Below are 12,519 nucleotides of genomic sequence, written 5' to 3'. Positions count from 1 at the left end.
CAAAGTCAATGGAGACAGCATGACTTCCCACTTTTTCAACATCGAAATGCTCCCGGCCAAGCACGGCGACGCGCTCTGGATCGAGTACGGAACACCGGATCGAACGCGAAGAATCCTGATCGATGGCGGCCCGATCAATGCCTGGCCGGAGGTGTCGTCACGCCTGAGGCAGTTGCCTCCGGGCGACCAGGGCGTCGAGTTGCTGGTTATCAGCCATGTCGATACCGATCACATCGAGGGGCTGATTCGGCTGATGGCCGAGCCGCAGAATCGCTGGCCGATCGCACCGGAGGAAATCTGGTTCAACGGCTGGCGACATATCGAGGAAGCCAACACCCTGGGCGGGCGCGAGGGCGAGTTCCTCAGCGCCCTGATCCATCGCCGCGCTTTCGATCTCTGGAATACCAGTTTCGACAACAAGGCCGTCTGTACCGGCAAATTGCCCGGCGATGTCGTCGTGCTTGCCGATGGAATGAAGCTGACCCTGGTTTCGCCGAATGCGGCAGCCCTGGCCAAGCTCAAGAAGGATTGGGAAAAAAGCGTCGACAAGTGGGAGATCGACCCGGGTGACCTCGATGCCGCCTGGGACCAGCTCGTCGAGGAAAACAAGTTCCATCCCGGCGAGGATCTGACCCTCGGTCCGGCCGATATCACCGACGAGTTGCAGGACCTGCTCAAGGGCAGGGACTCGTCCACTGCCAACGGCAGCAGCATCGGTTTCCTGGCCGAATACGAGGGCAAATCCTGCCTGCTACTAGCCGACGCGCATGCCAGGGTTGTCTGCGAGTCCCTGCGCAATCTTGGCTACACCGAGGACAACCCACTCAAGGTCGATGCCCTGAAGATGGCCCACCACGGCAGCAAGAACAACATCACTCGGGAAATGTTCGAACTGATCGATGCCAGGCACTACCTGGTCAGCAGCAACGGCGACAAATTCGGGCATCCTGACAGCGAGGCCATCGAAGCCGTCATCCAGGGTTCGCGCAGGAAACCTACCCTGTGGTTCAACTACCGATCCGACCACAATATCGCGTGGAAAGCCGAGTCGCTGAAACCGGATGCCCGGTTCAGAACGAAATATCCGGCAAAGGGAAAGAGCGGAATCGTGGTCAAGCTATAGCTCACTTCGCCTCGTTCCCACCGTCCACGGAATAAGCCAGGGGAGACGGCTCTCGGGTTGTCGAGAATGTACAGTCGCGCCTGCAACGGCGACCAGGGGCACGAACCGGTCCGCCCCCTCCGCTCGCCGTAGGAGCAGACTTCAGTCGCGATGCTTCTTCGCGAGATGTGCACGAAATCACGCCTGAAGGCTGTTCCTGCGAATGGCGATTCAACGCGATGTCAGATGATCGCCGAGTCGCATCAGCGTGATCACGTCCTGACGATTGTGGTCGAGCACGCGGGCGAGATTCCTGCTCGATTGCCCTCGCAGCCAGGCAAGCCACGCAGCAGGTGCTTCGGAGCCGGGCAGGTCGTCTTCGCGAATGATGCGTAGCACCTCGCGTTCGATGGTGGCGAGCTTGCAGTTGGACAGGCTGCCCTTGTAAACGCGCCGGGTCGGATGCAGCCAGTCGATATGAGGCAGCTCGCCGAGTCGGTGATCGACCCGATTGAGACGCAGGCGTCCCTTGAGCAGCGGCGCGTCGTAGCTCTTGCCGTTGTAGCTGACGAGGACGGTGTCGGGCTTGAGCCATCCAGCGAAGGTTTGCAGCATCGCACGCTCGCCCGCGATGGCCGTCAGATAGAGCTGCCGCACGGTCAGGGCATTGCCAGCCCAGGCGGCGACACCAATCATGAAGGCACGCGTACCGACCCCGCCGGCAAGCCCTGTTGTCTCGGTATCGAAGCAGAGCAGACGCCGGCGATCGATGGGCTGTTCGTCGATCGCCGGCACGTTGAGGGTTTCTGCAGCCTCGTACTTCAGCACGGTTTCGACGTAGTGCAAGCCGGGGGCGATTTCGTCGCCCGCCGGGGGCTTGAGCGCACGACATGGCCCTGGCAACTTCGTGTGCTGTTCGCGCGCCCGAATCAACTTCCGCAAGGTTCGAAGCTTGCTTGATCCACTCTGCTCTTGCTCGTCATCCCAGCGCAGGCTGGGATCCAGCTTTTTGTGTATGCGACCAAAACCTTTGAGGGCCTGCGCTGGGATGATGGTGAGGGGAGGTGTTCCTTCTTGCTCCTTCTCGTCATTCCTTCGCAGATTGGAGGTCTTAGGGTCTTGCTCAAGATAGAACTGGATCCCAGCCTGCGCTGGGATGACGCTGAGTGGAGGTGTGTCTTTTTGCTCTTGCTCGTTATTCCTGCGCAGTCCTGTTTCCGGAGAAATGACTGGGAGGGGTGCTGAGCCTTGCTGCGAATATCCAGCATCCCTGCGCAACTGCCTCAGTTTTTCAGCAATCGCGCTCATGCGTCGAGCAGTGCCAGTACGGTCGCCGCACATTCACGCTGGGTTGCGCCGGTCTGTTCATCGGCTTCCGTCACCGGGCCGATGCAGGCCGGGCAGCCGCCGCTGCAGTCGCAGCCTTCCACCAACATGATGGCTTCGCGTACGAGCACGGCGGCGCTGTTGAACAAGGGTTCGGAAAGACCCATGCCGCCCGGGAAGTTGTCATAGAGATACAGGGTCGGATTGAAGGTATCGGCCTGCTCGGGATCGCTCGGCTGGCCGCCGGCATCGCGCCATTGGCCGCGACCTTGCCCATCGCGCGTGGCGAACCAGGCGGCATCGCCGGAACCGACGGCCTTCTGCAGGTCGCGCCCGTCGGCCATGGCGCGCACCGAGGCCACCGTATGCAGCGCGTAGGCAGCACCGAGAAATCCATCGAGCGCTTCCTGACGGCTGCCGAACGCCGCCTCGAGGGTGGCCTGGGTCAATTGCCACCACAACGCGCTGGTGTGCAATTCCTGGTCGGGCAGGGTGACCGGTCCGTAGCCGATGTTTTCGTGGCTGTAGAAGCGGATCTTCTTGTAGCCCGAGACATGCCGCACCACGTGCACTTCGCCATGGTGGCAGGTGCCACTGCCGGCCCTGGCGCCGTCGAAGCGCTCGAGCACCTTGAGTTTCGTGTAGTCGATGGCGTCGGTGTAGTAGTCCGCATTCGTGCGCGTGACGAAAGCCTTGCGACCCTCCCAGTCGAGCCGCTCGACCTGGTACGGACTGGACTGGATCATGTAGATCGCGCCCTCGTACAAGGTCAGTGCGGCACTGGAGTAGTCGACCTCGGCAATCACGGTCTGGCGGCCATCGGTGCGATCGATGACGACGAAATTGCCATCGGCCACCGAGCGCAGGCTGACCGCGCCGGCCGGATAGCTGTCGGCGATCCAGTCCCAGCGTTCGCCTTCGTGATGCAGCACGCCCGATTCGGCCAGCACTTCGAGGAAGTCATCGGCACGCGATTCGCCAAACGTGTCGCCCGACACGAACGGCAGTTCGAATGCCGCGCAGCGGATATGATCGAGCAGGATCAGCAACTGGTCCGGGGCGATGCGTGCATGTTCGGGTGGCGCGGAATCAAAGAATTCCGGATGCCGAACGACATACTGATCGAGCGCCTGGCTCGATGCGATCATGATGCCCAGCGAAGGCTTCATGCGTCGACCCGCGCGACCGAGACGCTGCCAGGTGGCCGCGATCGAGCCCGGGAAGCCGTTGAGGATGGCCACATCCAGCGCGCCGATATCGACGCCGAGTTCGAGTGCCGAGGTGCTGACCACGCCATCGATGTTGCCACTGCGCAGGGCGCGCTCGGTTTCGCGGCGCTCGGTCGGCAGATAGCCGCCCCGATAGGCACGGATGCGTGCCGGCTTGCGCGGGTCGTGATCGAACACGTCCTTGAGGTACTTGGTCAGCACTTCGACCATCAGGCGAGACTGCGCGAACACGATGGTTTTCATCTTCGCCCGGATCGCGTGGCGGGCCAGTCGCATCGACTGCGAGCGCGCCGAGGCCCGGATGCCGAGATCGGGATTGATCACGGGCGGGTTCCACAGCAGCACGTGGCGCTCGCCACACGGTGCGCCACTCTGCGTGATCGCGTGCACCGGTGCGCCGAGCAGGGCTTCGGCGTGTTCCTTCGGATTGCCGATCGTCGCCGAACAGAGGATGAAGGTCGGCGTCACGCCGTAAAACGCGCACACCCGGCGCAGGCGACGAATCACATTGGCCACGTGCGAACCGAACACGCCGCGATAGGTATGCACTTCATCGATCACCACATAGCGCAGCGATTCGAAGAACTGCGCCCACTTGGTGTGATGCGGCAGGATCGCCTGGTGCAGCATGTCCGGATTGCTGACGACGATGTCGCCCTTGATGCGAATCGCCTGGCGCGCGTCGCTGGGCGTATCGCCATCGAAGGTGAAGGCGCGAAGCCCCAGCGTGCCGGCCTTGTTGAGCTCCAGCAGTTCGGCGACCTGGTCCTGGGCCAGCGCCTTGGTCGGAAACAGGTACAGCGCCTTGGCCCTTGCCTCGCGCACCGCCTCGATAACCGGCAGGTTGTAACAGAGCGTCTTGCCGGATGCGGTCGGTGTCACCACCACCACGTGTTCGCCGCGCTGCACATGATCCCAGGCCTCGCGCTGGTGACTGTAGAGCTCGGTGATGCCACGCCGCTCCAGCGCATCGCGCAGGTCAGGCGACAAACCCTTCGGAAACTCGGCGTAGCGGGCAGCTTGCGCCGGTCGCCGGAAATAGCCGGTGATGCGATCCCCGTATTTGCGCGCCCAGCGTTCGACAAGGCGTTCGATCGAGCGTGGCGGGGAATCGAGCAGGGCAGGTTCGTTCGCGATCGTCATCGTGGCCTCCATGGGAAGCACACCGATATAGGCAGATGCGATCTCAGGGAGTGCGACGAGACTTCGAGCCCGGGAGTTGATCCAGATACGGATGGTGCGCGGCAGCTCTTCGTAGGAAACGGCTTCAGCCGTGCTGGGCTTCTGGTTCGTACGGGTCTCAACGGGCGAAAAACAAGAGCATCGCCGCTGCCGCGCCTCCTGCGAAGAGCTCCTGGAGCATCGCGGCCGCACGATCCGCGAGAATCGGGCTTCAAACTTGACCTCAGGCCCAACATGTGACCAAATGGTCACATGTACTCGATTCGCCAAGCCAATGAACCCGCGCCAGACATCTGGCAGGCGCTGGCCGATCCGACCCGGCGAAGCCTGGTCGATCGCCTTGCCACGGGCAGCAAGACCACCTCGCAGCTTTGCGAGGGCATGCCGATGTCGCGCTTCGGCGTCATGAAGCACATCGGCGTACTCGAACGGGCCGGCGTGATCATTTCGCGCAAGCAGGGGCGATTCCGTGTAAATCATCTCAATGTGGCGAAAATCCATTCACTACAATCACGCTGGCTGTCTCCGCGCGGCGCAGCGTTCGCCGGCGCCCTGGATGGCCTGACAGACATCACTGGAGGAAACGACATGTCGCAATCCGACTCCCCCACATCCGCAAGCGTCATCGATCTGGCCCTGGACTGGCCGGTCGCGGTTTCCGTCCAGAAGCTCTGGGCAACCTTGTTCGAGCAACCGGAAATCTGGTGGCCACGCGCCTATCGCGCCGGCAGCGAAGATGCCGTGATGACCTTCGACCAGAAAATCGGAGGTTGCCTGCGCGAGGAATCGGCCAACGGCGGGGGCGTGCTCTGGTACAGCATCTTTGCGATCAACCCGCGGCGTTCGGTCGATCTGGTCGGCGACCTCGCCGTGCGCTATGGCGGTCCCGCCCGATCAACCCTGCGGCTTGAAGTGCTGCCCGGCGAAACGGAAGGAACCAGCATCCTCAAGCTGACCGACGCCATCGTCGGCCGCATCGGTGCCGACATGCGCAACTCGGTCAGCGGCGGCTGGCAGGCAATTCTTGGTGAAGGCCTTGTCGCCCATCTCAACAAGCAGGCATGAACATGAAGTGCCCACGTTCAGTCCCAACCGTTCGAGCTGTCCTGCTGATGATCTCAATGGCCTTGTCTGGATCAGCCGCATGTTCCGGCCCGAGCGATCCGGCTACCATCGCTCGTGCTGGTATCGAAGCACAGACCCGTGCCTGGAACAGCGGTGATCTTGATGGCGCGATGGAATCCTATTGCCCAAGCACCGATATCACCTGGGTCAATGCCAAGGGTGTAACGCGCGGCTACAAGGATTTCGCGGAATCCATGCAGGCCGAGTTTGGTGCCGAACCCGCAATGATGGGCGTGCTCAGCAATGAGGTCATCGACATCCGCGCCATCGGCGAGGATTCAAGCCTGGTCGTATTGGACTGGTCGATCATGCGCGATGGCGAGAAGCTGATGGGCGGCGTTTCGACACAGCTGTGGTCGGCATGTCAGGGACGCATGCGCATCGTTTTCGAACACGCCAGTTGAGTACGCGATTCATTGCCTCCCGAGACGTGAGTCCAGCAGTGCTTCGCCAAATCAAGGGTAGTCAGGCGAATGAATTCCAGAATCTTGGTCAATGAACTCAGGGAAGATGAGTTCGACGCGCTCGGCGCCTTGATGGTCGAAGTCTATGCCGGGCTGCCCGGATTTCCAGGCAAGGCAGAACAACCGCGCTATTACGAAATGCTGGCCAACATTGGCAGCTTCAACGAGAAAGCCGGCGTGCAGGTGCTGGTTGCGCATTCGCAGAAATCCGAGCTGCAGGGCGGCGTCGTGTATTTCTCGGACATGGCGCAATACGGATCAGGCGGTACCGCGACTGCCGAACGAAATGCTGCGGGCATTCGCCTGCTGGCGGTAAGTCCGCGCTTCCGCGGCCAAGGCGTCGGCAAGGCGTTGACCCTCGCCTGCATCGAGCGTGCGACAGGTGCAGGGATGTCCCAGGTCATCCTGCACACAACGGACGCCATGAAAACTGCCTGGACACTCTACGAGGGACTGGGTTTCGCTCGTTCAAGGGATCTCGATTTCAACCAGGAAGGATTGCCCGTTTATGGTTTCAGACTGCCGTTGATGTAAACCCGGCTCATTCTCGCGGTGCCGCCGACTGACGACGATGCATGCGAACCACAGCGAATTTCCACTGTCAGCGTGGAATGGGCGAAGAAAATCACGTCCTGCTCGCAAAAATGGGTCGCGCAGATCAATCGCAGCAACTACACTAGCTCTCGTACGTCATCGATTCCGCGAGGAGAGCCACTCCATGAATCCAATTCCCAGCCTCCGCATGCAACGCATTGCCGTCGCATTGTTTGTATCGCTGCTGACATCGGTCGCAGGGGCTACCTGTGGTGGCGGCGGTGGCGGTGGCAGCGGTGGCTTCACGATGAGTGAATTTCGCACCTCGAACGACAAGGAAAAAGCGTACGAGGTGCCATGGCAGTTGATGTCCAACAATCCGGCCATTCCGGCAGGGGGATTGCGGCTTTACTGGTTTCCGATGTCGACCAACGAAATGTCCGAGTCGCGATTGCGTACCTCGCGTGAGCTTTCGTTGTGGTCGGGCCAGGGCATCACCATGCTCGTTGCGCAGTTTTCCAAGCCGATTGCAAAGGAGCTGGGGGCGACGCCGGATGTGTCCCAGGTCATCCTGACCGATGCCAACGGCACGGTCCTCGCTCGTGCAGAAGGCAGAAACACCGGCGTGAAGATTGCGCCGGTCAGGAACATGGTGAAAGAAGAACTGGACAGGCGCGAAGCCTCGGTCAACAAGCAATTGAAAGATGCGAAGGGGATGGCGAAGGCTGGTGACAAGGCGGCTGCCATCGAGCTGTATCAAAAGGTCTGGGCCGAACGACTGCTGTTCCCGAAAGAGGCCAAGCAGGCTGCCAGGGAATTGAAGAAGCTGGATGTCGACGTTGCTGACGACGACACGATCGCTGCGCTGCCGGATCGCACGCCGATCCACGAAGGAGATCTGGCGGACCAGGTCATCAACCTGATGAACCACGGCCTCGATGCCGAAATCGCCGGTGACTATGAGCTGGCCAGGCGCTACTACAGTGCGGCTCGCGAACTCGATCCGGCCGATGCCGCGCCTTCGCGCTACCTGGGCGAACTGTATCGCCACCACACCGGCGAGTGGGATGAGGCGCGCGTCGTCTTCGAGCAGATGTTGACCGAACAGGTTGATCCTCTCTCGCGCGCTGTAGCGCTGCATGGGCTTGGCAAGATGACCATTCATGAAGGCGAGTTCATCAAGGGCCTGGAGTTGATGGAGCAGTCAGTCGCGGTATTTCCGCTGCCGCTGGCCTATCGCAATATCGCCGTGTTCTGGAACTCCGAAGCCGAGCACGAGAAAGCCGCCCACTACACCGCGCTGGCTCTCAAGCTCGCGCCAAAGGACCCCTACAATCAGGTGTTCGCCGCAGTCTTCCTGGCCGCCAACGGCCAGCGTGAAGAAGCGTTGAGAATCGCCCAGGAAAACGAGTGGCTGATGTCAGCTTCGTACAACCTGGCTGCCATCTACGCCCAGACCGGCGACAAGGAACGTGCACTGGAAATGCTCGAACGCCACTTCTATACATACGAGCGCTACAACGAAGTCCGCGCCAAGGAAATGATGGAAGCCCGCGTCGACGCCGTATTCGATTCGATCCGCGCCGAGGAAGCTTTCGTCCAACTCACCCACCTCGCCGACGGCCGACTACCCGTACCCGACCTGCCACGCAAACCGATGACTTTCCCTGAAGGGAGGCAATAGCCAGCGCAATAGTCCTTCCACCGCTGGCGGGAGAAGGTGCCCAGAGGGGGATGACGACTGCATGGATGCAGGAGGTACGACCCCAGGGATGGGGGAGGTAGAGCCGCGTCTGGAACAGCGGCCGAGAACAGCGTCTGGAACTGCTGTCGAGGGTGGTGCTTTAACACCCAATAGCGCTCGATCCACTGCGCAGGCTTCGATCGCTTTTCCCTCGTCACCGCTTCGTTGTTGGCTTCCGCCGCTTCGCCGCCCGCTCATCCACCCGAACTTCCTTTCGTTCCTTCTTGTCCAGGCTCCCCGAGCCCTCCTTGAACCGCTGCTTGCGCTCCGCCTTGCCGGCGGCCTTTTCCGCAGCCACCCGGTCCAGCTCAGCCTGCTCCCCATCAATCATTTCGGGCGTCTCCAGGCTGATCCTACCCAGCTTTCCCTGGCGAAACTCCTTGATCAGCAACTCGCTGATCTTGTGCCGGTTGAACTTGCCACCGGCAGCGACCGCCCCCCGCTTCAGCGCAGCAGCCTGCAGAAACGCTTCCTCGTCAGAGGGAAGGGCATCAAGCTTGAAGCGCTCCACAAGAAGATCGGGGTAAGTCTCCAACAAATACTCGGCGGCAAAATGCGCCACATCGTCATATTCCATCGCCGTATCCCGGATCGCGCCGGTAACAGCCAGCCGATAGCTGCTGGCCGGGTTCTCGACCTTGGGCCACAGGATGCCCGGCGTGTCGAACAGCGTGATGTTGTTGTCGAGGTTGATGCGCTGCTGGCCCTTGGTGATCGCCGGCTCATCACCTGTCCTGGCGATAGTACGGCCAGCCAGAATATTGATCAGCGTTGATTTGCCGACATTCGGAATGCCGACCACCATGGCGTGAATCGGATCCTTGTTCGTGTCCCGCTGCGGAAACATCGCCCGACACAACCCAAGCAAGGCCTTGCTCCCCGCCGGCTGATCGCTTCGGGTCGGAAAAGTCTTCACGTTCCGCTGCTGCTCGAACCGCGCCTGCCACAGCGCCGTCACTGAGGGGTCGGCCAGATCGGACTTGCTCAACACCTTGATGCACGGTTTGTCCCCACGCAGCTTGGCAATAGCCGGGTTTTCGCTGGACCACGGAATCCGCGCATCCAGAATCTCGATCAGTAGATCGACCTGCGGCAGCAGCTCGATCATTTCCTTCTGGGCCTTGTGCATGTGGCCGGGATACCAGTGGATCGACATTGCTTGAGTCCTTGAGGCGGCGCTTTGGGAAGCTGCCGCGCCCTTGATCCGCAATGCGGATCACCGAGGCCGGTGCGTTGGCGAACAAAGAAGTTCTGTGCGTAGCCTTTCAATTAGAAAAGGGTGGGCGCCAACTATACGTGCCAGTCCGGGAAAGTTGACGAGCGGTATGGCCCGAACGCTTTTTTGATCAAGATCAGCAAGGATTCGAGAGATGGCCCTCTTCCCATAGCGCGATGACGACATCCATCTGGCTATTATGCTTCTTCGCTCCACCCTTTGTCCTTGCCCAAAGTTCTGCTTTGAAGTTGATCAATTCTGGATGTTCGGCAAGGCGTTTCGGGCGTCCAAAAAACCGTCGAAATCTCCATCTTCGCCTGGCGCTGTGTCTTTTCGCACGGCCGGCGCCAAATCAAATCGGCTACAAGAAGTCGAGAATTCGTCAGGACGAAAGTTCAGCCGGACATCACTCGTACGATCTTGTCGTGCTGCATTTCCAATACTAGAGCCACAGGCTCCAAGTTATCCCTAAGCATGCCATCGAGCTGAGCCATGGACGCGTGCGCATTGCGCTCAAACTTCTTCAAGTAGTCAATCTCCCACAGGCGCAAGCGTTCGTGGTTGGCATGCGTTTCGACCGAGCTACTATAAAAGTGGCCATCCAGTTCCTTGCCACGCTTCGCCGTAGCGCCTGTGAACTGTTTGACAAGCCCGTCCACACCCAACATATCATCAGCGATCTGTTTGAGATTGTTGCTGCGTTGCCGCACTAGCTTTCGCTCGTTCGGGTAGCAGCAAACCAGCCGACACGCGATGCCACGTGCAGCTAGGCATAGGAGCCACTGCTCCGCCAATTCCTCGAATCTAGTCTGGCGCTCCTTTAGTGCAGCCGTAAGGCCATTGCCTCCAAGTTTGCCAGGGTCTCGAAACGTTCTGAGTTCAACCACGGTGCTAGTGAGATCTGCTCGTATGTGCCCCTGTACCGCGCCAAGAGCTAGCTCGCAGTCTTCCAGTGCTTGTCGAACGTGTAGCGACATCTCGCCGTCAAGGATAGCTGGCGCCACTTGTCGCAGGTAGTCCAATTTTCCGACAATGGCAGACTTTCGCTTATTAATTTGGAAATCATGGATGCGCTCAATCCCTTCCTTGATATCACGAAGCTTTTGATTGATGTCGGCTAGGTGCTTCTGCGCAAGGGCAACGGAAGCAATTTGGAAAAGCAAAGCTCCACTGGTGAGATTCGCCAAGTGATTGTCCTCGTAGAAGCGCGCTTGCTCGACCAACCGCCCATCGCTCCCTCGCACGAAACCACGCAAGCCATCACCGTCAGCTGCCGAGGCAAGCGGGCCATTCACCAAGACTTTTACATAGCGGTTGGTCCCCAACTCGCTACCAACGGCAAGAGACGGGAGACCTTGAATAAGTGGGGCCAAACGATCGATGCCCGGTACGTCTATTGCTACCAGCTTCTGCGCCTCAATGGAATCAGGGTGGGATAAGGCAAGAATGCTGACAATTGGCTTCAGATCATTCCGAAGAACTAGATCGGGTTGAGTGGAGCCTTGGGGTGAATCATTTGCGCTGCCAATCGAGTCGCCGTCACTCGCACCGACGAGTTCATGATTAGTCTCTCCCCCAAATGAAAGTGCGCCAGTTGCTTTTTTCTGCCGCATATAGGCTATCTGCAAAACACACGGAATCGTTATGCGAAAAGCCGCCCCTGCGGCCACAAGAATAGCTAACGTTGGAATTACAGTCGCACTAATTGCTGCAATACTTGCCATCCCCGATGACGGGGGTGGGGCGTATTTAAGTCGAGCCAGACGTTGCGCAATCGACGCAGCCGTATGCCCGCCGAGCAAAACCACTTCTTGCAGGTCAGAGAGCTCGCATGGGATTGTTCGACGAACGTCGAGTGCGGAAAAATACTCCTGCTTCTCTGCATCGCTGAGTCTTGGCCAATGCCTAGACAAACGAGCGTTTACGACCGCGAGCTCCAGCGCATGGGTTGACGCAGATTCATCGACCGCTTCTCCTAAATGTTTCAGGACATCTTTGACAATTTTGGCGTAGCTCACGCCTTTGTCCTGGATACTGTTAAATATGGTGTTTCCACCAAAGCGCTGCAATTCGTTGATCATGATTCGAATTGTTTCCGGCGTGTAAATTCCGCGCAGCGTTGATTCCGAGATCAGCTTCTTGACTGCAGTGTGCATTGCCATGCGTCCGCGACCGCCGCCAGTCAACTTGCTAGCGAGTTCTCCGAGGTCCGATGCGGAAGACGCAAGCAGGAGTTCAAACAGGTCTTCATCGCCCAAGATATCCATTGTGTTCACTGCTGCGCGCGCTCCAGTGCTCTGGTTTGAACCCATGAAGCCCATGTTACCGCCACCCAAGCTAAGGCGGAATTCATGGATTAGATTAGAAGGTTTCATCCCTCAGAAGCAGAATCCACTCAGCCTGATGGCCTTCCTATGTGGCATTGCGGCGCCTTTGAGCTGGCTCGTGCTCGATCGGGGGCATGACATCGAGCAGCACCTATCAACTGTCCGACAGGTCGCTACTTCAAACATGTTCTATCGAGCTCGTATTGGAGGCCGCACGTTGGGCAGACTCGGTAAGCTGGCTAGCGTGGGCGGCTCAGCGTGACCAGTTGC

At 59.5% G+C, this 12,519-nt stretch carries 8 protein-coding genes and 2 pseudogenes; 5 read left to right on the top strand and 5 right to left on the bottom strand.

The annotated features are described in order from the left end of the window. Nucleotides 1-19: 19 nt before the first annotated feature. Nucleotides 20-1,123, top strand: a complete 1,104-nt coding sequence (locus tag R3F00_RS09140) for a ComEC/Rec2 family competence protein (protein WP_371281471.1) — start codon at nt 20-22, stop codon at nt 1,121-1,123. A 210-nt stretch (nt 1,124-1,333) separates the two neighbouring features. Here R3F00_RS09140 and R3F00_RS09135 read toward each other — a convergent pair whose 3' ends face one another. Further along, on the bottom strand, nt 1,334-2,044 hold the full coding sequence (locus R3F00_RS09135) for a ribonuclease H-like domain-containing protein (RefSeq protein WP_371281470.1): 711 nt from the start codon (nt 2,042-2,044) through the stop codon (nt 1,334-1,336). A 362-nt stretch (nt 2,045-2,406) separates the two neighbouring features. Continuing rightward, nucleotides 2,407-4,743, bottom strand: a pseudogene (locus tag R3F00_RS09130) (DEAD/DEAH box helicase); the annotation flags it as partial. 348 nt (nt 4,744-5,091) lie between these two features. Here R3F00_RS09130 and R3F00_RS09125 point away from each other — a divergent pair. From R3F00_RS09125 to R3F00_RS09110, 4 genes are all read left to right on the top strand, one after another. Continuing rightward, nucleotides 5,092-5,904 carry a helix-turn-helix domain-containing protein gene (locus R3F00_RS09125; protein WP_371281469.1) on the top strand — a complete coding sequence of 271 codons (813 nt, stop codon included), beginning with the start codon at nt 5,092-5,094 and terminating at the stop codon, nt 5,902-5,904. Between the two features lie 47 nt (nt 5,905-5,951). Next, complete coding sequence (locus tag R3F00_RS09120; RefSeq protein ID WP_371281468.1) at nt 5,952-6,368, top strand: hypothetical protein; 417 nt, start codon at nt 5,952-5,954, stop codon at nt 6,366-6,368. Nucleotides 6,369-6,437: 69 nt separating this feature from the next. Next, nucleotides 6,438-6,962 carry a GNAT family N-acetyltransferase gene (locus tag R3F00_RS09115; RefSeq protein WP_371281467.1) on the top strand — a complete coding sequence of 175 codons (525 nt, stop codon included), beginning with the start codon at nt 6,438-6,440 and terminating at the stop codon, nt 6,960-6,962. A gap of 184 nt (nt 6,963-7,146) precedes the next feature. Then, nucleotides 7,147-8,646 (top strand): tetratricopeptide repeat protein, encoded by a 1,500-nt coding sequence (locus R3F00_RS09110; RefSeq protein WP_371281466.1) that lies wholly within the window; start codon nt 7,147-7,149, stop codon nt 8,644-8,646. A 214-nt stretch (nt 8,647-8,860) separates the two neighbouring features. On the opposite strand, the gene ylqF is transcribed toward R3F00_RS09110, so the two are convergent. The 3 genes and pseudogenes from ylqF to R3F00_RS09095 all read right to left on the bottom strand — a co-directional run bounded on the left by ylqF (nt 8,861) and on the right by R3F00_RS09095 (nt 12,189). After that, complete coding sequence (gene ylqF, locus R3F00_RS09105) at nt 8,861-9,862, bottom strand: ribosome biogenesis GTPase YlqF (RefSeq protein ID WP_371281465.1); 1,002 nt, start codon at nt 9,860-9,862, stop codon at nt 8,861-8,863. A 196-nt stretch (nt 9,863-10,058) separates the two neighbouring features. After that, nucleotides 10,059-10,184, bottom strand: a pseudogene (locus tag R3F00_RS09100) (hypothetical protein); the annotation flags it as partial. Nucleotides 10,185-10,317: 133 nt separating this feature from the next. Further along, nucleotides 10,318-12,189: a hypothetical protein gene (locus tag R3F00_RS09095; protein ID WP_371281464.1), complete on the bottom strand. Its 1,872-nt coding sequence runs from the start codon at nt 12,187-12,189 to the stop codon at nt 10,318-10,320. Between the last annotated feature and the right edge of the window lie 330 nt (nt 12,190-12,519).

Source organism: Dokdonella sp., from assembly GCF_041395345.1.
Taxonomy (GTDB): domain Bacteria; phylum Pseudomonadota; class Gammaproteobacteria; order Xanthomonadales; family Rhodanobacteraceae; genus Dokdonella.
Note: the sequence above shows the minus strand (reverse complement) of the source record. Positions and strands in the feature narration are given on the sequence as shown.